14 protein-coding genes and 1 tRNA gene are annotated in these 23,197 nt (G+C 57.4%); 3 read left to right on the top strand and 12 right to left on the bottom strand.

Annotation, left to right across the window (positions count from 1 at the left end; all coding sequences use genetic code 11):
* The first annotated feature begins 53 nt into the window (after nucleotides 1-53).
* Nucleotides 54-5,804: a DUF11 domain-containing protein gene (locus tag BFP70_RS10535; protein ID WP_083217449.1), complete on the top strand. Its 5,751-nt coding sequence runs from the start codon at nucleotides 54-56 to the stop codon at nucleotides 5,802-5,804.
* A gap of 75 nt (nucleotides 5,805-5,879) precedes the next feature.
* Here BFP70_RS10535 and BFP70_RS10540 read toward each other — a convergent pair whose 3' ends face one another.
* The 3 genes from BFP70_RS10540 to BFP70_RS10550 form a co-directional block, all read right to left on the bottom strand.
* Entirely contained in the window at nucleotides 5,880-6,575 is a 696-nt protein-coding gene (locus BFP70_RS10540; RefSeq protein ID WP_066011541.1) for a molecular chaperone DjiA, read from the bottom strand.
* Nucleotides 6,576-6,703: 128 nt separating this feature from the next.
* Nucleotides 6,704-8,764: a PAS domain-containing methyl-accepting chemotaxis protein gene (locus BFP70_RS10545; protein WP_066011542.1), complete on the bottom strand. Its 2,061-nt coding sequence runs from the start codon at nucleotides 8,762-8,764 to the stop codon at nucleotides 6,704-6,706.
* A gap of 98 nt (nucleotides 8,765-8,862) precedes the next feature.
* Nucleotides 8,863-9,339, bottom strand: coding sequence for a GatB/YqeY domain-containing protein (locus BFP70_RS10550; protein WP_066011738.1), 477 nt, complete (start codon nucleotides 9,337-9,339; stop codon nucleotides 8,863-8,865).
* 168 nt (nucleotides 9,340-9,507) lie between these two features.
* On the opposite strand from BFP70_RS10550, the gene carA reads away from it, so the two are divergent.
* Nucleotides 9,508-10,665, top strand: a complete 1,158-nt coding sequence (gene carA / locus BFP70_RS10555) for a glutamine-hydrolyzing carbamoyl-phosphate synthase small subunit (RefSeq protein WP_066011543.1) — start codon at nucleotides 9,508-9,510, stop codon at nucleotides 10,663-10,665.
* A gap of 132 nt (nucleotides 10,666-10,797) precedes the next feature.
* Nucleotides 10,798-12,858, top strand: coding sequence for a glycosyltransferase family 2 protein (locus BFP70_RS10560; RefSeq protein WP_255356669.1), 2,061 nt, complete (start codon nucleotides 10,798-10,800; stop codon nucleotides 12,856-12,858).
* A gap of 47 nt (nucleotides 12,859-12,905) precedes the next feature.
* On the opposite strand, the gene BFP70_RS10565 is transcribed toward BFP70_RS10560, so the two are convergent.
* The 9 genes from BFP70_RS10565 to acs all read right to left on the bottom strand — a co-directional run bounded on the left by BFP70_RS10565 (nucleotide 12,906) and on the right by acs (nucleotide 22,787).
* Nucleotides 12,906-12,979 (bottom strand) — tRNA-Gly (locus BFP70_RS10565).
* 94 nt (nucleotides 12,980-13,073) lie between these two features.
* The gene (locus tag BFP70_RS10570) at nucleotides 13,074-15,155 is read right to left on the bottom strand and encodes an exonuclease domain-containing protein (RefSeq protein ID WP_066011544.1); all 2,082 of its coding nucleotides are present in this window, start codon (nucleotides 15,153-15,155) and stop codon (nucleotides 13,074-13,076) included.
* Nucleotide 15,156: 1 nt separating this feature from the next.
* The gene (locus tag BFP70_RS10575; protein ID WP_066011545.1) at nucleotides 15,157-15,540 is read right to left on the bottom strand and encodes a response regulator transcription factor; all 384 of its coding nucleotides are present in this window, start codon (nucleotides 15,538-15,540) and stop codon (nucleotides 15,157-15,159) included.
* Nucleotides 15,533-16,066, bottom strand: a complete 534-nt coding sequence (locus BFP70_RS10580) for a hypothetical protein (protein WP_066011546.1) — start codon at nucleotides 16,064-16,066, stop codon at nucleotides 15,533-15,535. Before BFP70_RS10580 ends, BFP70_RS10575 begins: the two co-directional genes overlap by 8 nt.
* 24 nt (nucleotides 16,067-16,090) lie before the next feature.
* The gene (locus BFP70_RS10585; RefSeq protein ID WP_066011547.1) at nucleotides 16,091-17,914 is read right to left on the bottom strand and encodes a DUF294 nucleotidyltransferase-like domain-containing protein; all 1,824 of its coding nucleotides are present in this window, start codon (nucleotides 17,912-17,914) and stop codon (nucleotides 16,091-16,093) included.
* Between the two features lie 88 nt (nucleotides 17,915-18,002).
* Nucleotides 18,003-19,727, bottom strand: coding sequence for a sodium:solute symporter family protein (locus BFP70_RS10590; protein ID WP_066011548.1), 1,725 nt, complete (start codon nucleotides 19,725-19,727; stop codon nucleotides 18,003-18,005).
* 18 nt (nucleotides 19,728-19,745) lie between these two features.
* A complete protein-coding gene (locus BFP70_RS10595) occupies nucleotides 19,746-20,003 on the bottom strand; it encodes a DUF4212 domain-containing protein (RefSeq protein ID WP_066011549.1) in 258 nt (85 codons plus the stop codon).
* Nucleotides 20,004-20,124: 121 nt separating this feature from the next.
* Nucleotides 20,125-20,820, bottom strand: a complete 696-nt coding sequence (locus tag BFP70_RS10600) for an adenylate kinase (RefSeq protein WP_066011550.1) — start codon at nucleotides 20,818-20,820, stop codon at nucleotides 20,125-20,127.
* Entirely contained in the window at nucleotides 20,817-22,787 is a 1,971-nt protein-coding gene (acs, locus tag BFP70_RS10605) for an acetate--CoA ligase (RefSeq protein ID WP_083217450.1), read from the bottom strand. The genes BFP70_RS10600 and acs overlap by 4 nt, the downstream gene beginning before the upstream one ends.
* Between the last annotated feature and the right edge of the window lie 410 nt (nucleotides 22,788-23,197).

The raw sequence follows: 23,197 nt of genomic DNA on the forward strand, positions 1-23,197 counted from the left end.
GCACGGGGGCTACGCCTGCGCATCGGGTCATTGGTCTTTAAGGAGCACGAGTAATGCGAGGCTTCATCCGCTTTGCACATGCTATGGGCCTATGCGCGCGCCTTGGGATTGTGATCGCCCTGGGCCTTTGCGCCACGCCACAGACCAGTCTGGCCAGCCCGATCACGGCAGGCACGGTCATTCGCAATATTGCCCAGACCACCTATTTCAACACCGCCCTTGGGCTGATGGAGACCATTCAGTCAAATCCGGTGGAGGCCCGCGTTGCCGCCGTTCCCGCCGTAGATATTTCCGGCCAGACGCGGCTAAACATCTCACGCGGTACCCGTGACCATTATTATTACCGCATCCGCAATACCGGCAATGTGTCCTTACAGATCGCACCGCAGATCCAGCTGCGCGGCGCGGTCGCGCTAGTACGCGATGCCCGGCTCGTGCGTGATGTGAATGGCAATGGCCTTGTCGACCGTGATGATTTAGCCGTCGATCCTTCGGTCCAACTCACGTTGAAACAGGGACAAACGATTGATCTGATTTACAGCTTTCGCATTGCTCAAGGCGCGCAACCGGGGGACCAGTTTCAAGCCGAACTCATCTTACATGCCGATTACAACGCCGTTGCACAGCAGGTGACGGGCGACGCCATGGGACAAGCCACTATCGTCTTGGCCGCGTTGGAGCTAACGAAAACGCAATCCATTGTGCCTGGCGATACCCGTGACACGCTGCGCTATGATCTGCGGCTGCGCAATATGTCCGACATGGCCGTTGCCGCCTATGACATAATCGACGCTGCACCTGTACGAATCAACGGCACCCAAACCGCAGGTATTGTGCTGCGCGATAGCGTGCCACTGAATACGGTTTTCGCTGAAATCGTTCAAAATGGTGGGCTGACCCCGCTGTATCATCGCCGTGGCGATCCCAAGCACAGTTATCTGACGAAGCGGCCAAATGATTCCCGCACAATTGACGCGGTTGCTTTTTTTCATCCTGGTGCCTATGCGTCTGGGCGCGCCAATTACGTGGCATTTTCTGTCACTCTGGACCATACGCTTGGCGAAATTGAGGTGGAGAATACCGCACAAACCTATGGCACGGGCGGTTCCGGCGCGTTCGACCTGCCGTCCAACACGGTGCGCTATATCGCCAATCGGGATGCGCCGGGACAGTTGCATATCATTGATCCCCACACCGAAACAGGGGTGGATCATGCCACGCTGGGCTCCGATATTGCGCTGCGCGTGACCTCTGGCGCGTGTAACATTTCCACAGCAGTCGACACGCTCATGGTCATGCTGCGCAGCCAGCTGACCGGAGACATCGAACCCATTTTGGCGCGTGAAACAGGGGCCAACACGGGGGTTTTCGTCACGCCTCCGCTGCCCATTGCAGACATGGCACAGGCTGTGCACGCGGATGGGGTTATCGCCGCAATCCAAGGGGATCATCTGCATGCGCAAACGCAATGCGGGGGTACGGCCCTACAGGCCACAGTGCAGGTAGAGCCAGGAAATTTTGTCTTTGATGCGATCACCAATGCGCCGGTTGCCGATGTGACACTTGTGTTGATCGATGCGAACACGGGGCGTGAAACGGCCCGCACACGCAGTGACGCGCGTGGTTTTTTCGCCTTTGGCACATTACCGCCGGGGCGCTACCGTTTTGACATTGCCGATACGTCTGACTGGCAATTCCCGTCAATCCGGGCAGAGTTTCGCGGCTTTGGGCGCAGCACAACACAGGCCGCGTTCGGCGCGATTTTTAACCATGGTGGCGGGGTGATCTCGGTCTCGGACCTGCCGCTGGATCCGTTTTATGGCGCGCCCATCGGGCTGCGCAAACAGGCAGATCGTGACCGTGTGACACAGGGTGATTTTGTAACCTACACGCTGACGCTGACCAACAACATGCAACAAGCCCTTGTTGGGGCACAGGTTTTTGACCGCCCCGACCGGGGAATGCGCATCGTGCCTGGATCGTCCAGCTTGAATGGAACAGCACTGGCCGACCCGATGGCCGACGCCGATGGCGACATGGTGTTCGATTTGGGAAATCTGCTGCCGCTGGGCAGTTATAAGCTCAGCTATGCCATGGCCGTCACCGCAGTCGCACACGAAGGACAGCTTGAAAACACCGCGATTTTGACTGGTCGCCAAGCCGGCAGCGGGATTTTGCACCAATCGGCACTGGCGCGTGCTGTGGTACGGCTGGACAATTCGGGCGGAGTGTTTGCGCGGCAAGGCACGGTTTTAGGCACGGTATTCATGGATTGCAACGCCAATGGGCGCCAAGACGGCACATCAGAACCCGGCATCCCCGGAATTCGCATCGTCACACAGGAGGGGCTGTTTGTTGTCACTGATATCAATGGCAAATACTCGCTTCCCGGACTACGCCCCGTCACACACGCGTTCGGGGTGCAAAGCGCGACATTGCCGGCCAATACGCAAATACGTGTGACGCGCAGCAATGATCTTGGCCGCGGCGGAACGCGTCTGGTGCCCCTGCGCCGTGGAGAAATGCGGGTAGAAAATTTCGCGGTTCTGGCGTGCACGCCCGACACGCTGGCCGAGGTCACGGCGCGCCGCGATCACTTCACCCAAGACATGAAACGCCCCGGGTTGCACGCCACTGACCTGCCCATTGAGGCGACGCGCGCCACCACCCTTTCCGCGCGCTCCGAAGCCGGGGTGGCCACCACCACACATCTGACGCCGTCGCTTTTGCAGGCCCAAAACGAAGATCCGCAACATGGTGTTTTGCGCCCTACCCTGACAGAGAAAACCAGAACACCTCGCCGGCCGCTCGATGCGATGATCAAAGAGTTTGATGAAACGGCGGTTTTTTTGGATCTGGAAGACGGACAAATCCTAAAGCGACGAACGCAAAACATTCGTGTAAAAGCCAGGGCAGATTTAACCTTGGATCTGATCGTGAACGGCCGCCCCCTTGGATCGCAGCGCGTTGGCGAACACAGCCGCTGGGGCGAAAAAAACGTTCAAGCCATTGAATTTATCGCCGTCACCCTGCGCGCAGGCGACAACCATCTGGTCCTTGTGGGACGCGATGGGTTTGGTATTGAACGGTTGCGCCATGACGTCCGTGTAACGGCACCCGGCGATGCCACGCGCATTGACATTATCGCCCCCGACACAGCCAGCGCCAATCCGGTCAATAAGATCCCGGTGGTTGTACGCCTGTTGGATGCGCGCGGCCTGCCTGTCCCTGCCTCTGCCACCGTGACGCTATCGGCGGGCAAGGCGCTGTGGGATGTCGAAGATATCCGCCCCGGCGCCCCCGGCGTGCAGGCCTATATCGACAATGGCGAGGCAACGTTCAACCTGATCGCGCCGCAAATCGCGGGTCCAGATACGCTGATCATTCGTGCCGGTTTCGACACCGCGCAGGCCGCCATCACCTTTACCCCTGACCTGAACGAGCACATCCTAATCGGGGTGATCGAAGGCGCGATTGCGCTCAACAAAAACACTGCGGGCGCGTTGCTGCGCGATGGGCGGCTCAACCCTTTCGAAGACACAACCACTGGCTTACGCGGAGAGCTGTATTTCAAAGGCGCAATCCGCGGAGAGTCGCTTTTGACGCTGCGCTACAGCTCTGATCGCGATACAGAAGACCGGCTGTTTCGTGACATTCAGGCCGATGAATATTATCCGATCTATGGCGACAGCTCAGAACGCGGCTATGATGCCCAATCTTCAAGCAATCTTTATGTAAAAGTGGAACAGGGCCGATCCTACATGCTTTACGGCGACATCGCGATTGAGCCAGAGGCCAGCGCGTTCAAACTGGGCGGACAGCGCCGCGTCGCCACCGGAGCCAAGGCACATTGGGAAAATGATCGCGTATCGGTCACTGTCTTCGGCGCATACACCGCCCAAAACCAGCAAGTGGTTGAATTTCCCGGGCGCGGCGTGTCTGGCCCCTACAATCTGACATTGGCGGGCTATGTCGAGGGGTCAGAACGTGTTGAGGTCTTGGTGCGTGACGAAGATGGCGGAGATATTTTAACCGCCACTTCATTGCGGCGTGGCACGGATTACATTTTGGATTTCTTCCGCAATACAATCACCTTTGACGACCCGCTGCGCCAATATGATCTGCAAGGGAACCCGATCTCGGTCCGCGTCACTTATGAGGTCGAGCACGATGGCGCGGCCCGTTATTGGCTTTATGGCAGCGAGGTCAACTATGCGCTGAACGAGCGGACCACGCTGGGCGCGCGCGGGGTCCATTCCGATGCGCCCAAGGGCAACCCCGCGCGTGAACAGCTGCAATCTGCCTATCTACGCCATGAAACTCTCAGGGGTGGCATATGGGAGGCCGAGCTGGCACGGTCCGTCGATTTCGCTGGGCGTCGTGATCAGGCAGGGCGGCTATCCTATGATCTGCGCACCCAAGATCAGCAGCTGCGATTTGAAGCCATTCACACCGGAAATAATTTTGTCGCCGGCGGCGGCTTGGCGCGTGCGGGCACAACGCAAATGCGTCTCTCATATGGCGTGGCGTTGGACGACAAGAATGACCTGGAACTCGTGGCGCAATATCTAAAAGATCGCAGCGCAGACAGGGATTCACTTGAAATCGAGGCACTATATGCGCGCCGCTTTAACGATCGATTGCGTGGCGAAATAGGTCTGGAACTGGCCAGCCGGTCACAAGATGGTCGGCGCGGAGAAGATGGCGCGGTGATCATTGGGGCGGATTGGTCCCCCACAAGCCGTCCTGATGTGGCGATCCGTGCGCGGCTTCGCCTGCCTGTCATCGGCCAAAACCGCGATCACGCTGAACTGGTCTTGGGCAGCTACCGAGAACCCGCGCCGGGCTGGCGCAGCTATAATGAGGTGGAGCTGACATTTGACCGCCGTATGCTGTTATCACGCGCGCGCTGGGGCATGGAATATCAACTTAACTCATGGTTAAGCGGCACGACAGAAATCAGCGAAGCCCCCGATGACCTGGAAGAAACGCTGCATCAGGGCGTAGACACACAGTGGCAGATCAATGACGCTACGACCCTGAATTTGGGGTTGGAACATTCGCGAAAGGCCAAGACGGGAGGTGAAGAGTTGACCAGCATCACCCTGGGCGCGACATGGGAAAACCATGCCGGGACAAGGGTTGGAGACGCCGATTTCGACACGACGATAGAGCCAGATGGAACCACATTCTATGCAAGCCTTGGCCTTGCGGCGCAGGTCACGCCAGATTGGGCACTGCTGGGCCGTACCCGTGTTGCCGTCGACAAACGCAGCAAACCCCATCACCAACGCATTCGGACCCGGCTGGGCATTGCCTATCGTCCCGTATCAGATCCACGGCTGGATGTGTTGGGTTGGTATGAGCATCGGTTAGAACAAAGGCATGGCCGCAATGAAACGCATCTATGGTCAGTCGACGCGCATTATGAACCCACCGAGAACCTGCGGCTGAACGGAAAATATGCCGGGCAGCATCAATCGATCTGTGTCGGTCCAACCTACGCACAAACGACCACACAGCTGTTACAAGCCGGGCTGAACGTCGAATTCTTCGATGACCGCCTTCAATTCGGGATGAATGCCGCCCGGCTGTGGGACAATGATGGCGCCGGCACGACCGGCATTGGCGCCGAGCTTGGCTTTTCCCCAACAGAAGGCGCGCTCATTGCTGTGGGCTTTAACGCTGTGTCTGACGAGGTCGCGGGGCAGTCTGATCTATATCAGGACGGCGCCTATCTGCGCGTAAACCTGTTGCTGGATGACAGCCTATGGGATCGCCTGAACGGGCTTCTTGCCAAGTAGTGTGATTTAGCCCGGTTGCATATTCACTATGCAAATAGGCCAAGCTCATACGAAAAGATATTATATTATGAACACTCACGCGGCAGTAGAGGCCTGAATTTCGGCCCACGCCCGGTTCAACGCAACAGTTCGTTCCTGTGCAAGTTTCACGGCTTCTTCGGGCAGCCCCCGCGCAATGGCGCGGTCAGGATGAGCTTCACGGACCGCTTTGCGCCATGCCGCGCGAACTTGATCCAGCGGCGCACCCGGCGTGACCTCAAGAACCGTCCAGGGGTCGGGCTCTGCATCGGGGACCAATGTGGCCTTGATCGAGCGGAAACAGCATTGCTCCAACCCGAAGATACGTGCCACTTCCAGCAAGAAGGCGTCTTCGGCTTCGTGGTAATCGCCATCTGCAACGGCGATCGCAAACAGTCCCTCCAAAATATCTTTCAAAACCGGATCACCAGGGCCAAACATTGCGGCGATCTTACGGGCATAAGCATCAAATCCCGCCACATCCGTGCGTGCCAGATTGAAGACACGCGCAGCGTTTTCCTCTTCTTCCCGCGGAATTTGGAAAATACGGCGAAAAGTTTCCACCTCATTGCGGGTGACATGCCCATCGGCCTTAGCCATCTTTGCGCCAAGCGCGATGACAGCAATGGTAAAAGCCACAGACCGCTCAGGAGGCGCGCGCAAATAATCGAAAACAACAGACAATCCCTCGCCCCGTGCAAGGGCGGCAATGATGGCTGCAATGCGGGACCATATTGAAAGCGGCTTATCCATACGCATCAGTTTAAACTGACTCGCGGCGGAATGCATCCTGACATTTTCGCTATCACTACCCGCAGCGCAACGGGCGTATATGAAATGATCACTGCGCCCGCTTATATTGCGACATATGCGTCACCTGTTTAAGAGGCGCGGCGCACCGCGTAAGAGGGTGATCCGCTTTCAGACAGAATAAAGATTGACGCTTCTGCAGTGAGCTCTTTGGCCGTTTGGCTGAGCACATTGGTGGCAGCCGAGCTTTCCTCAAACATTGCTGCGTTTTGCTGCGTCAGCTGGTCAAGCTGCGTAACCGCCGATGTGATTTCATTCAGACCAATTGATTGTTCTTCGGCAGACGCGGCAATGCCACGCACCAATGTATCCAACGTCGAAACAAGGTTCTCGATCTCGCTCAGAGCTGTGCCTGATTGATCGACAAGTGACACACCGCTTTGCACCTGCTTCTCAGATGTTTCGATCAATGTTGCGATTTCGCGCGCCGCATCCGAGGACCGTTGCGCCAAAGCACGCACTTCAGACGCCACCACGGCAAACCCGCGCCCTGTCTCGCCTGCCCGTGCGGCCTCAACACCGGCATTCAGCGCCAACAGGTTGGTCTGGAAAGCAATATCATCAATCACAGAAGTGATCCGCGAAATCGATTGGGAGCTGTTGGCGATTTCCGTCATCGCTGTGATGGTTTGCTGCACCACCGCACGCCCGGCAACCGAGCGATCCTTGGCCGTCCCAACGGTCTTGGCCGCGTCTTTCGCACCCATCGCAGAACTTTTGACAGAGCTTGCCAGCTCTTCAATCGCGGCGGCGGTTTGCTCCAACGAGGCGGCTTGCGACTCTGTCCGGTGGCCCAGATCCGCCGCCGCATTTGTCAAACTGCCGCTTTCGGTCATCAATGTTTCGGCACTGGCAACAATAGAACCTACCAATGTCGCCGTCTTCGACATCGACGCGTTCAACGCCTCACGCAGCCGTTCCAGATCCGCCGGCACAGCTTCATTCATACGCCCGGTCAAATCACCATGGCTCATTTTTTCAATCACGGTTTGGAACCCGGCAATCGCCTTCTTGCGTTGGGTGATATCGCTGGCGAATTTCACCACCTTATACACGCGCCCCTTGCCATCCACGATGGGATTATAGGTCGCCTGGATGAACACGTCAGATCCGTCGTTACGGATGCGACGGTATTCACCATCCTTAAACACCCCTGCGCCCAGATCTGCCCAAAATTTGGTATAATCGGACGTTTCGCGTTCTTCCGGTGCAACGAATATCGAATGATGTTTTCCAACGATTTCGGACAGCGAATACCCCACTGCCGATAGGAAATTGTCATTCGCTTTCAAAATTTTACCCTTTGGGTCGAATTCAATCACCGCTTGGCTGGCATCTAACGCGTTCATCTGCCCCGCATTATCCAGATTGGTGCGTTTAATCTTTGTAATGTCAGATGCGAACTTGATAACTTTGATCAAATTTCCATCGACATCGCGCATCGGATTATAGCTTGCGCTCAACCACAATGTGTCGCCGTTTTTCTTCTTGCGGCGGAACTCTCCACGGATGAATTCTCCACGGCCCAGATTTTGCCAAAAGGTTTTGTACTCGGCGCCGGACAGCTCGTCAGGATCCATGAAAATCCGGTGATGCTGGCCGCGCAACTCTTCGGCAGAATATCCGGTGGCCGACAGGAAATTATCATTGGCATAGATGATATTACCCTCCATATCGAATTCGATAACAGCAGAGGACGCGTTCATCGCATCCAGTTTGCTGCTCATCGCCATTCGGGCCGTGGCGTAGCGTGTCACATCAGAGGCCAGCTTTATGACCTCGACGACATCGCCCTTCGCATCCTTTATCGGCACATAATTGGCCTCAATATGCACGGCTTTTCCGGCCTTTGTCTTTCGCCGCAGGGTTTCGTGATGGGGCTTGCCAGAGCGCAGCTTCTCCCAAAAGGCCTGATAGCTGTCGCCATTCAGGTCCTGATCCATCATAAAAATGCGATGTTTTTGTCCAACGATCTCCGCCTCTGAGTAGCCCATCAGATCGCAAAAATTCTTATTGGCCGTCACGATCGTGCTATCGGGCTGGAACTTGATAACAGCCATGCTCTGATCCACGGCTGTCTCAAGCTGTGTCATCGATGGGGCAGATACGGCAGAGGGCTTGCGAAAAAACATGTACTATCCAGATTAAGGTCAGGTTACATGTAATTTCTGGCATATAATTCTGAATAAAGCCTTTCCGCCGCAGAACCTTTCTTCCCACCCTGCCACTATCAACCGTTCTGGGCCACGAATCCCAGGCGGGTCTTTACAATTGGACCCACTTTCGAAAAATCCATCTGCCCGGTGTAGCGCGATTTCAGTTCGCCCATCACACGGCCCATGTCGCGAATCGATGTGGCCCCCACTGCGGCAATCGCGGCGTCCACCGCCGCTTCAACCTCCGCTTCTGACAGCTGGCGGGGCAGGTAATCCTCGATCACCGAAATCTCCGAACGTTCCTTCTCGGACAGTTCCAAACGCCCGGCCTCTTCATAGGCGCGCGCCGATTCTTGTCGTTGCTTCACCATCTTACCCAAAATCGCCAGAACCTCGGCATCGCCAACTTCTGGCGCGTCGCTCTCAGACCGCATGGCGATTTCACGATCTTTGATCGCAGCATTTACCAACCGCAGGGTCGACAAGCGCATTTTGTCCTTATCCCTCATCGCTGTCTTCAGCGCAGCGGCAATCTTTGCACGCATTTCCATGGTCTGATCCCCAGTTTCCAAGCAAGCGTCCACAATAGCGATTTGCCCCGCAACGCACAAGCAGCCTAAGTTATTGATAAACATAGACAACACAAATATGCAAAGCCCCCTTGACCCCTTCGCGTGTCGCTCGTAGGTTCCAGCAGATTTTGTCCGGGGAGTCGCACCATGCCTGCAAACTATCAGTCCAACGACAAACCCACCGCTGTCATCGCCTTGGCCGATGGGCAGCTGTTTTACGGCCGTGGGTTCGGCGCAACCGGAACCACGGTTGCCGAGCTGGTGTTCAACACCGCCATGACTGGCTACCAAGAAATCATGACCGACCCGTCCTACGCTGGTCAGGTTGTGACCTTCACCTTTCCGCATGTCGGCAATGTCGGTGTAACGCCGGAAGATGACGAAACTGCGCAGCCCGTTTCCGCCGGGTTGGTGGTGAAATGGGACCCGACCGAGCCATCGAACTGGCGCGCCACCGACAATCTTGTCAATTGGCTAACCAAGACGGGCCGGATCGGTATCGGCGGTGTCGATACCCGCCGCCTGACCCGCGCGATCCGTCAGCAAGGCGCACCTAATGTCGCCATCGCCCATGATCCAGAAGGCAATTTCGACATTGAAGCCCTTGTAAAACAAGCCCGCGACTGGAGCGGCCTTGAAGGGCTGGACCTTGCCAAAGATGTTACTTGTGCACAGTCCTATCGCTGGAACGAAAAACGCTGGGCCTGGCCTGATGGGCATCAACCCAAGGCCGAAGGCGGCCCCAAGGTTGTTGCCATTGATTTTGGTGCAAAACGCAATATTTTGCGCTGCTTGGCCTCTGCGGGCTGCGATGTGACTGTGCTTCCGGCCAGCGCCACCGCCGAAGAGGTTTTGGCACTTAATCCAGATGGCGTGTTCTTGTCCAACGGTCCCGGAGACCCGGCTGCAACCGGCGCCTATGCCGTGCCAATGATCAAGGGCGTGTTGGAAACAGATCTGCCGGTCTTCGGAATTTGCCTTGGCCATCAGATGCTTGCCCTTGCCCTTGGTGCAAAGACCATCAAGATGAACCACGGTCATCACGGCGCGAACCACCCGGTCAAAGACCTGACAACCGGTAAGGTTGAGATCACATCGATGAACCACGGCTTCACCGTTGACAGCCAGACCCTGCCCGACGGTGTGGAACAGACCCATGTGTCATTGTTCGACGGATCCAACTGTGGCATCGCGATGAGCAACCGGCCCGTCTTCTCGGTTCAATACCACCCCGAGGCCAGCCCGGGTCCGCAGGACAGCTACTATCTGTTTGAGCGTTTCGCAGACGCGATGAAGACACGTTGACCTAAGGTCTTCATTTGACCACAGAGTTATCCACAGATCATTCGACACGCTCCCGGGCGTGTCGTTTTTATTTAACGTATCATTAACTAAGCGGATGCACGCTAAGGTTGCAATTGGATAAGCAGCCACGCCATGTCCCTACCGCCGAATTACCATATCGTTACATCCCCTGCCCCGCGCGGGCTGACAGAGGCACCCGCGACCGCCTTCATTAACGCCTTTATGCAACGCCAGGACGAGGCCACGCCCGCCAATCGACCGGCCCCACGCCCGCGCATTCCGACCGTCCCGGTGCGGCGCAAACCCTTGGGGCAGATATTGCTTGAACGCGGCGCCATCACGCCGCAACAGCTATTACGCGCTCTTGCCCTGCGTCGACGTGAAGCGGCCCGTTTGGGGGAAATTCTATTGACCCGTGGCTGGGTGCGCGAACCCGATCTGATGGCCGCCTTGGCATACCAATGGAAGGTAAACGAAATTGATCTGGCCGTGCAGCGTCCGGACCCACGATTGATTGATGCCTTTGGTGCAGATCTGTGCCTGCGTGAAACGGTTGTGCCCTGGCGGTGTATCGGGGGCGTCTGCGCTGTGGCCACCGCACGGCCTGAATATTTCGCGCAGATAGTCAAAACCTTTCCGCCGGAACTTGGCCCATACCGAATGCTTCTGGCATCTGAAAGTGCCATTCACCAAAGCCTGCTGACCAGCCGTCAAACCGCATTAATCCGCCGTGCGGAACGCCTGTTAGAGCCCCAGCTAAGCTGCCGCCCCCAGCCAAGGCCAAAGCCCAAAACCGCATTTACCATTGCCTGTGCTGCCGGGGTTGCTGTGGCAGCCACGGCACCGATTGCCACGCTGTCGGTATTGTTTTGTTGGATGATCGTGACATTGGCCGCCAGCAGCGTGCTGCGCGCCTGCGCCTGCGCCGCACATATCTTGCATGAGCGGCACCCCCCCGCCAAAACAGTGCCACGCCCCAAGGCGCACACCCGCCTGCCGATCATTTCGATCTTGGTGCCAATGTTTGACGAGCCGACCATCGCGCCGCGCCTTATCGCGCGATTGGCGCGGCTGAATTACCCGCCAGAGCTGCTGGATGTGCTGCTTGTCATTGAAGAAAGCGACCACGCAACCCGCACGGCCCTTGCCCAGACGCCGTTGCCGATCTGGATGCGCGTTATCACCGTGCCAAATGGACCAATCCGCACTAAGCCCCGCGCAATGAATTTCGCACTTAATTTCTGTCGCGGTTCTATCGTTGGGGTTTATGATGCCGAAGATATGCCCGATCCGGATCAACTGCATGATGTCGTTGCACATTTTGCAAAGGGTGACGAAAATTTGGCCTGTGTGCAAGGGATATTAGACTATTACAACCCGCGGATTAACTGGCTGTCGCGCTGTTTTACCATTGAATATGCGACATGGTTTCGGGTGATCTTACCCGGACTGTCGCGGCTGAAAATGCCGATCCCATTGGGCGGCACCACCTTATTTTTTCGCCGTGATCTGTTGGAAACTCTGGGCGGGTGGGATGCGCATAACGTCACCGAAGACGCCGATCTGGGAATACGTCTGGCGCGCAAAGGCTACCGCACAGAACTGATGAAGTCCGTCACCCGCGAAGAGGCCAATTGCCGCCCCCGCGCATGGATCAAGCAAAGGTCGCGTTGGTTAAAGGGCTATGCGATGACATGGATGGTGCATATGCGCAATCCCGCCCAACTGTGGCGCGATCTGGGGCCAAGACAGTTTATCGGCTTTCAAATCATGTTCTTAGGCTGCGTATCGCAATATCTTCTTGCCCCGTTGTTATGGAGCTTCTGGCTGCTATCACTGGGTCTGCCGCATCCGCTACAGCCAATGATGCCGCCCGATCTGCTGTCGCTGCTGATTGCATTTTTCATCACGACAGAGCTTGTACAGATAGGGACCGGGATCTATGCCGTGCGCGGTGCAGAACATCGCCACCTTTTGCCATGGGTGCCAAGCCTGCATCTGTATTTCCCGATCGGTGCTTTGGCGGGCTGGAAAGCCGTATCAGAGCTGATCCACCGTCCGTTTTACTGGGACAAAACTGACCACGGGATTTTTGACACCCATCCTGATTTACTTCCGGTGCCAATACCGGTGGCTGTCACCGCGCCTGCCCCTACGCGCGAACGTTTGTCGATCGCACCGCTGATCGACTGACAATTGCGCACTATGTGCATCCGCTCAATCAAAATTTGGAAAGGGATTGGAGCGGGTGAAGGGAATCGAACCCTCGTCATCAGCTTGGGAAGCTGCTTCTCTACCATTGAGATACACCCGCATTGCATCGGACTTTTACCCTGCACCTGCCCGCTAGACAAGAGGGCGCGCTGCACAAGAACGCAAATTTTTGGGCCATTCCCCGGATCGGCAGATCAGCGGTTTAGGTCTTGTAACAGGCGGCCATGTTTGCGCAGCTCTTCGATCAGCGGGCCGAACCGCGTCAGGCCCCGGGCTTGCAGCGCAGGCAACAGGCGCAAAAACGCCTCGCTGGTGGCCAGCGTATCCCCCAGCGCAGTGTGACGAGCCTCCTCCGGGATGGTGATACCCAACCGATGCGTCAGCGCGTCCAGACTGTGATCTTCGGATTGGCCAAAAACCACGGCTGACAACAGCACCGTATCCAGCACGGGATGGGTGAATTTCTGGCCGATCACCGGCTCTTTCAACCGCAAGAAACCGATGTCAAACGGGGCGTTATGCGCCACTAACACTGCGTTATGCGCAAACCGGTGAAACCTGCGCCCGACCTCTGCAATCGTGGGTGCATCTTGCACCATCGCATTGGTGATCCCGTGGATTTTCGTTGAAGCTGCCGGAATATCGCGGCCCGGATTGACCAATGTATCGAACATCTCCGCCTCTACCCGGCGGGCATTGACGATACGCTGCGCGGCGATCTGAACGATTTCATCCCCCGCATCCGACCGCAGACCGGTCGTTTCGGTATCAAATACCACATATGTCAATTGATCGAGCGGCATCTGCGCCAGATCGCCCCCCGGACCCTGCGACAGCAGATCAAAGTCATAGACGACCGCGCGGGCGGGCCGCGTGGGACGTGCCGTCGCGCGCCGCGCCTCGCGCAGGGGAAGACACAGCCGGGCGCGGCCATCGCTCATTTCTTCGGGCCAAAGTGTGCTGGCATGGGTGGTCAAAACCGCCTGCCCCGTCAAATCCGCCATACGCATATCCAGCGGCTGATCCAGCCAATCTTCCAACATCGCAATCGACACTGCAGGCCCCATCCATTCCAGCGCCAACATCGCCCCGGTGCCATCTTCGGAAATTTCCAGCCGAAACCCATCGCGCCCATCGCGCAACCAGGCTTCCAGCGCCGCGTAAAGCGCGACCAGCTCAAACCCATCGCAACGCAACATCAACGCCGAGGCGACAGGCATCAGCGCCCCGCCACGGCTTTCAATCCGCGCGCGCACCGCATCCCCTAAATCCGAGGCACGGATCATCGCCAGCGGCCACCACTCTGCCCGGCCCGCCTCATGTCGGTCCTGCAGATGGTGGATCGCCCGCGCCAAGCCGCCCGCCTCGCTTTGCGCCGCCAGCCGCACGCGGTCGCGCGCCTCTCCCACGGGGCCTGCCGGATCTGTCAAAACGCCGATCAACGATTGCAAGGCCGCCGCCGGACGGCGCACCTGATCAAACAACGCATCAATCAGATCCTCACGTGTGCGGTGCGCGGCGACATCAGCTGACACATCGCGCAATGTCAGCACATAGCCGGCCTCCGCCTGCCCCTGCTCCCCGGTCAGCAAACGCATCCGCGCCGCCAGGATCGCCCCGCCCGCGACGGTAGAACACAGCAGATCCGATGCGGCATCGGGATCTTGCGTCGCCTGCAACCGGCTGTAGGCATGCACAATCGGCCCTGCATGCAGATAATCAAACACCCCGCGGCGCAAACCAAGCCCCTGGTCGCCCGCGCGGTTTCCACCTAAAAAATCAACGGCTTGACCGTTGTAAAACACCACCTGATGATCGACCGAACACAGAACAACACCGACTGGCACATCCGCCAACAGCGCCTGCAACCGGTCGCGTTGCAGCTGCAATCGACGTGTCTCACGCATCACCGCCTGGGTCAGATCATGCCGCGTCTGCACCAATGCAGTGGTCACATCGGCCGCCGCATTGGGCAAATCGCCCAGATAGGGACCTATATCGGTCGGGAAACGCGCAGCGACATCGGCATGGCTGCGCGCGCGCATTGCTCCCGACAGCCGCTCTATCGGCTTTGCGACATGATCGTCGAATAGCACCCAGACCCAGACAATAAGCCCCAGAACCGCAAAACCCGCCACCGCCGCGCCCAGCCAGCCCGCGCCGCCACGGGCCTGATCCCACCATGTGGCGCCGATGATGGCGACAACAGACCCGGCCCCAAGCGCGCCAAAGATCGCAGCGATCCGAAGACGCAGGCTAAGCCGGGGCAGATGCATGTCACGCGCCCTCCCGGTCCAGCATCTCATGCACAGCTGTGCGAAGTTCTTGCAGATCAAAGGGTTTTGCGATGAACCCATCCGCCCCAAGGGCCAGGCCCTTGCGCCGCTCCATCGCTGAACCGCGCGCGGTCATCATCAAAATCTTAACCCGGTCACAGCCATGATCGGCCCGTACCTGCTGGCAAATCTCAAACCCTGACACCTCAGGCAGCATGATATCCAGCAACACAAGGTCAGGACGAGTGCCACGAATACGCTCCACCGCGCCGGCGCCGGTGGCAATCCGGTCATGAGTAAAGCCCTCACGCGTCATCAGATAATCCAACGCGATGGCAATATTATCCTCATCTTCAATGATCAAAACGTGGCGTGGATCAGCCATGGGTTTGCTCCTGGCCGCCACAGGCCAGCGCGAGCGCCGGGTCATCAACACCCACCGTCACCCATGACCCGCCGGTCAGATCACCATCGCGCAGCGCCGCCCCCCCGATCAAATCCGCACGCCGATGCGCCGCGCAATCAAAGGCAACCGGAACCGCCTGCACTGGAGCCCAGCGTTTCACCAGCAGCAATTCGGTCTGCGGCAACGCGCTATCGGTGATCCGCCCCTGATCCAACGCCATAAACCGCGTTGTGACCGGCACCGCATAGGTCCACGGACGCCACCAATTGCTGTCTTGTACGGCGATGGCGACGGCCACATCATCGTTCAATGCTGCACGCATCGTCGGATACCATGTATATTCCGCATAGATCGTGTAGCCCAGCATTGTCACCCCCGCGACCGCAGGCGTGATCCATTTCGGCACGCTGGCACCCAGCCATCTGCGCATCGCATGACGGACGGCAAACATGACCAAACCTGCCAGAACACCGGCACTGAGCATCGCGATAAAATCCGTAATCATCCTATATCCTTTCCATCGCACGGCTCACAAAACACGGCCATGCCCCAGCGCGCCTTGCATCGTGCGCACCACGACAAACGCGTCCCGCAAATGCGAGCGTTCAAAATCTGACAGATCCGAGGGCGCAAGAAAATTATCCGCCGCCCGACCTGACCGGATCAGGTTCGACTGATTTTCCAAACGCATTCCTGCAATCAAATCATAGGCTTCGATAAGATCGCGCGCGCCCGAATCCGAAATAACACCGAAATCTTCCGCCGCTTGCAGCCGATTGCGCGTATTGGCCTCTGTGATGCGGCCGCGCAGCGCGTAGACCCGCGCCAGATCCGCCACCGGCACCACCCCGTTATGTTTCAGATCGATCTGGTTGCGATGCTCGCCAGTGCGGATGGTGGCAAAGCCGCGCAACAGGCCCAGGGGCGGTGTGTGGGTCAGGCTATTGGCCACCATATGCGCCACGAATATCGAATTTTTCGATGCGGTTTCTAAGGTTTGCGCCTGCAAATCATGAAAAAGCGACGGCGCTGGCCCGCCAATGGCACGCAGGTCAAACATGACTGAGGCCAACATCTGCGCCTCGGTGCTGGGCGTGGCGATCCAGTTGCGGAAATACCCTTGCCACACGTGCAAAGGCTGACACCAGCGCGGGTTAGACGCCATCATATCGCCCGGACAATATACATAGCCACAGGCGTTCAGCCCCTCTGAAACGATCTGGGCAAATTGTTGGAAATAGATCATATCCTCCGGCGTGGCCGCATCATCCACGATCATGCAATTGTCCTGATCTGACACCCCGGTCTGATCTTGCCGCCCCTGCGATCCACAAGCCAGCCACAGCCACGGCACCGGTGGCGCGCCCAATTCCGCCTGCGCCATGACCAGCAAACGCCGCGTGACGGCATCGGCAATATCGGTGATCAACCGTGTAACGACCTCATGGCTTTGATGGCTGGCGACCAGCTGCACCAACAATTGCGGGATCAGCGCCGTGACCTGCGCCAGATCATGCACGGTCCGGGCCTGGGCCACATCGCGGATCAGCACCGCCGAAGACACCGCCTGAAACCGCGTCAAATCCGTCTGGGTGATCATGCCCACAAACCGCCCGTGATCCGTAATCGGCAAATGTCCGATGCGGTTTTCCAGCATCACATGCAAGATATCCGATCCCAGCGCATGCGGCGCCAGTGTGACCGGATCGGCGGTCATGATCGCGCCCACCTTTGCCGAGGGCGGGAAATTCCCCGCCACCACCTTGTTGGACATATCGCGCTGCGTGATCACACCCAACAACATACCATCGCGATCGCAAACGCCCAGGGACGATATTTTCAGGTCTCGCATCTTGCGCGCGGCATCGACCACAGTGGTATCGGCTGTGCAGCTTTCAGGGTCACGCGACAACAGATCGGACAGTTTCGTCGTTGCCAGATCAGAGCCCTTGCGCAGATTACCGCCGCGCGCACGCGTGAAAAAACGCCGCATCGGTGCTGCCCGCTGCACCAGCCCGTGAAACACGGCGGCGGGTAACAGCAGCAACACGCAATCTTCGCAGGCGGTCGCCGTTGTCACAGCCAACCCGTCGCGCATCAGCCCACGCTCACCAAAGGAATTGCGCGGCCCAAGAATGGACACCAGGGCGCCATTGGGGTCAGTGACTTCCACTCCGCCCGACTGGATCAGATACAGCCCGTCAAGCGGTAAGCCATGGCGGTAAATGGTGGCGCCGGCAGGCACCTCCATGCGCAGAAAGGAACCGGCGACCCGCGTCAGCTCGTCCCTGTGCAGGGCGTCATAGGGATGCACACCTTCCAAAAACGCGAGAACGGGCGACAGCGTGTCCATAATCGGCTCTCCTATAGGGAAAAGGTGGCTGGGGGAAAGAATGGGCCATGCATTGCTGCACAGCCCATCCCGGTTTTGCAAAACAAAATCAGTGATCTACAGCCGCGCCAGCGCCTTTTGGCACGCGGATGGATTCCACCAGATCCTGGATTTCTTGTGGGGTTTCCTTGGTCATACCCGACACCACGAAGGCGACGACAAAGTTGATCAAGGCACCCACTGCACCAAAGGATGTCGATTTGACCGACAGCAACAACGGATCTGCATCCGAGAAGCTTGCGGTGCCCGCGACAAAGAACCAGCCCTTATGCAAGAAAATATAGATCAGCGTCACGATCAGGCCTGACAACATGCCAGCCACCGCACCGGTGTTGTTGATCCGCTTTGAGAAGATCCCCATCATCAGTGCCGGGAAGATCGAGCTTGCCGCCAGACCAAAGGCCAAGGCCACCGTCTGCGCCGCAAATCCGGGCGGGTTCAGACCCAACCATGTTGCAACCGCAATCGCCACTGCCATCGCGATACGCGCCGACAGAAGTTCACCTTTTTCCGAGATCGACGGGTTGATCTGCGATTTGATCAGATCATGCGACACAGCCGATGAAATCGCCATCAACAGACCCGCAGCCGTGGACAATGCGGCCGCCAGACCACCTGCCGCAACCAATGCGATCACCCAACCGGGCAGGTTCGCAATTTCAGGGTTGGCCAAGGTAATGATGTCGCGGTTCACCGTGAATTCATTGGCCGCATCATCTGCCACATATTGGATCAGCCCATCGCCGTTCTTATCGTCAAACTTCAACAGACCGGTCTGTTCCCAGTTCTTGACCCAGTCAGGACGCGCCTCATAGGCCAGCGGTGCTTCGGCCACACCTTGCGGATAGACAGTGTTGATCAGGTTCAAACGCGCCATCGCACCCACGGCAGGGGCCGTCAGATACAGCAAGGCGATGAACACCAGCGCCCAACCAGCAGAAACCCGGGCATCGGCCACGCTTGGCACGGTGAAGAACCGCACGATCACATGGGGCAGCCCCGCAGTGCCGATCATCAGCGACAAGGTGAACAAGAACATGTTCAACGTGGTATCTGTCTGCTCGGTGTAATTCGAGAAGCCCAGATCAACCAACAGCCCGTTCAGCTCGGTCAACAGCGGTTGTCCCGATTGCGTCTGCGAGAACAGGCCAAGGCCCGGGATCGGATTGCCCGTCAGCTCTAATGAGATAAAGATCGCAGGGATCGTATAGGCCACGATCAATACGACATATTGCGCCACCTGCGTATAGGTGATGCCTTTCATGCCGCCCACAACCGCGTACATAAAGACGATGGCCGCGCCGATGAACAGGCCGGTTTCGTTCGACACTTCCAAGAAGCGCGAGAACGCAACGCCGACCCCTGTCATCTGACCAATCACATAGGTGACCGACGCGATGATCAGGCACACAACGGCCACAGTCCGCGCTGTTTGGCTATAGAACCGGTCGCCGATAAACTCCGGCACGGTGAATTTGCCGAATTTACGCAGATAGGGCGCCAACAGCATCGCCAGCAACACATAGCCGCCGGTCCAACCCATCAAATAGGCAGATGTGTTAAACCCACCAAAGGCGATGATCCCCGCCATTGAGATAAACGATGCCGCCGACATCCAGTCAGCGCCGGTGGCCATCCCGTTCATAACCGGGTGAACACCCCGGCCGGCGGCGTAGAATTCTGCGGTCGACCCGGCACGGGCCCAGATCGCAATGCCGATATACAGCGCAAAGGTTGCACCGACCACCAGCAGGTTCAGGGTAAACTGATCCATAGGTCTTACTTGCCTCCCTTATTCTTCTACGCCATGTTCACGGTCGAGCTTATTCATCCGCGCCGCATAGGCGAAGATCAGCACGAGGAACACGAGAATAGAGCCCTGCTGGGCGAACCAAAAGCCAAGGTCAGTCCCACCGACTCCGATGCCGGACAGCATCGGACGCAGCAGGATGCCAAAGCCGAAGGAACAAACGAACCAGATCACCAAAAAGATCTGAATCGTGCGGATATTCGCCTTCCAATAGGCGTTGGACGATGATGTGTCATCCATAGGGTGCACTCCCTTATTGATTTCCTCCTGTGACAGGCCCCGTGACAGGCCCTGCCCCTCCCCAAAATCAGATCAAACCGCCCGCATATGGCTCCTCAACCATATGCGGGGCTTATGCGATCTACTGGGACGATACGCGCGTAACGATCGTTCCCAGACCCAAGGCAACCTCGTCGATGGAGGCCATCGCATCAATTGCCTCAAGCTTGCCAAGTGCCTTGTAATGGGCAATCAGCGGTGCCGTCTGCGCATGATAGGCCTGCAGCCTATTGCGCGCAGTTTCGGCATTATCGTCGGCACGGCGCTTGAATTCCGTGCCGCCGCATTTGTCACAAGCTCCCGCAGCTGCAGGTTGCTTGAAATCATCATGGTAGCCTTCGCCACAGCCCGCACAGGTGTAACGCCCTGCAACGCGGGCAATCATGGCCTCATCGTCGACTTCCATCGCAATCGCCGCCGTGACGTTTTGGCCGCTATAGGCCAACAGGCTGTCCAGCGCTTCGGCCTGCCCGGCCGTGCGCGGGAACCCATCCAGGATTACGCCGGCCTTGGTATCAGGCGCGCTTAGCCGATCGCGCAAGATCGCCAGCACGATCTCATCGCTGACCAGACCGCCGGCCTCCATAACCGATTTGGCTGCAAGCCCCGCCGGCGTGCCATTGGCCACCGCCTCGCGCAGCATGTCACCGGTGGACAATTGCACCAGCCCAAACTGATCTTCCAATTTGCGGGCCTGTGTGCCCTTCCCGGCCCCAGGCGGGCCAAGAAGGATCAAAACGGCGGGTTTGGTGGTCACGTTTCCTGCCAAATCGCTCATCCTTTGTTCAACCGATTGTCGATCAGCTCTGCGACCACCGACGGGTCCGCCAAAGTCGAGATATCCCCCATAGAACCGGTGTCATTCTCGGCGATTTTGCGCAAAATCCGGCGCATGATCTTGCCAGAGCGGGTCTTTGGAAGGCCCGGCGCCCATTGGATCGCATCAGGCTTGGCAATCGGGCCGATTTCAGTGCGCACCCATGTCTCCAGCTCTTTGCGCAACGCGTCAGAGGGTTCGGCATCATTCATCAAAGTGACATAGGCATAGATGCCCTGGCCCTTGATCTCATGCGGGAAGCCAACAACCGCGGCCTCTGCCACTGCCTGATGCGCCACCAAAGCGGATTCAACCTCTGCCGTGCCCATCCGGTGACCCGACACGTTAATCACATCGTCAACCCGGCCCGTGATCCAATAATAGCCATCGCTGTCACGGCGGCAGCCGTCTCCGGTGAAATAAAACCCTTTGTATTGGCTGAAATAGGTCTCTTGGAACCGTTCATGATCCCCCCAGACGGTGCGCATCTGCCCCGGCCAGCTATCCGCGATACACAACACGCCCTCGGCCTGGGTTTCATCCTGCCGTACTGCGGTCTGCGGATCCAAGATTACCGGCTTCACGCCAAAGAACGGCCGCGTGGCCGAACCCGGCTTGGTCGGGGTCGCACCGGGCAGCGGTGTCAGCATATGGCCGCCGGTTTCCGTCTGCCAGAATGTATCGACAATCGGGCATTTGCCTTTGCCGATATTCTTATCATACCACGTCCAGGCCTCTGGGTTGATCGGCTCCCCGACAGTGCCCAGAACCTTCATATCTGACAGGTCGTATTTCTCAACCCATTCCGTGCCTTGCCCCATCAATGCGCGGATCGCGGTTGGCGCGGTATAGAACTGATTGACCTTGTGCTTTTCACATACGGCCCAAAAGCGGCCCGCATCGGGATAGGTCGGCACGCCTTCAAACATCACCGTCGTCGCGCCATTGGCCAAGGGACCATAGACGATATAGCTGTGTCCCGTGACCCAACCCACATCGGCTGAACACCAGAAAACATCGCCGTCATGATAATCAAACACATATTGATGCGTCATCGCCGCATAGGTCAGATAGCCGCCGGTCGAATGCACAACACCCTTGGGTTTCCCGGTCGAGCCAGAAGTATACAGAATAAACAGCGGGTCTTCGGCATTCATCGGGCGCGGCGGGCATTCTGGCGATGCAAGCGCCATCATGGCTTTTACATCGACATCGCGCCCATCGATCCAAGTGGTTTGATCACCAGTGTGTTTTACCACAAGGCAACGCACTTTATCCGAGCAATGCAAAAGTGCCAGATCGGTATTTCCTTTCAGTGGCGTGCGCCGTCCCCCGCGCGGTGCAGTATCGGCGGTGATCACCAGCTTGGCACCGCAATCATTGATCCGGTTCGCCAAAGCATCGGGCGAAAAGCCCGCAAAAACAATAGAGTGGATCGCACCAATACGGGCACAGGCCAGCATCGCATAGGCCGCCTCTGGGATCATCGGCAGATAAATCACCACGCGGTCGCCACGCATAACCCCCTGCGACAACAGCACATTTGCCATCCGGTTCACGTTTTCGGACAGCTGGTTATAGGTGATATTCTGTGCCGGGTCGCTTGCCTCATCGGGTTCAAAGATAATCGCCGTCTGATCGCCGCGCGTCGCCAAATGCCGATCCACACAGTTGACGCTGGCGTTCAGCACACCGTCTTCGAACCACTTGATCGACACATGACCAAAGGTGAAATCGGTGTTCTTCACTTTGGTATAGGGTGTGATCCAATCCAGACGTTTGCCTTCACGGCCCCAGAATGCCTCTGGGTTTTCGACCGACTCTTTATACATCTCGCGATATTTTGCGGTATCGGCATGTGCGTTTTCGAACCCGGCCGGAATGTCACGCATCATCGGCGCATCACTGTGCTTTTCCTGAGTGGACATGGCGTCTCCTCCCTCAATGTTCTTTTGCGGCGACTGCCGCGTCCAGCGCCCGGAGGTCCCGGTAACGCTCTTCCCCAGCTCAGTGTAAACCGCACAGTCATGATCATGTAACCCCCTATTGGTATTGATTTTTTCTGTAAATTTATTGACGAAAATGGGTATAAATTTGTTAATGTTGTGAATATAACGAGCAATTTGATACTTTATTTCAAGCCGTTGCCTGTTACAGGCATGAACATAACGGCATGGGTCCGCAACATCATGTTAATTTTTATGTCCTGTAGGTTAATGCTGCTACGCAGCATTCGCGACCGACACACCCCACGCACCCATGAGTTGATTCGGCGCTTTTTTGTCATCTTGCCCCAAGGGAAGAACGCGCTACAGTGAAAGAAAGAAATGTCCTAAAG

It is taken from the genome of Thioclava sp. SK-1 (assembly GCF_001705665.1).
In the GTDB taxonomy this organism is placed as follows: Bacteria; Pseudomonadota; Alphaproteobacteria; order Rhodobacterales; family Rhodobacteraceae; genus Thioclava.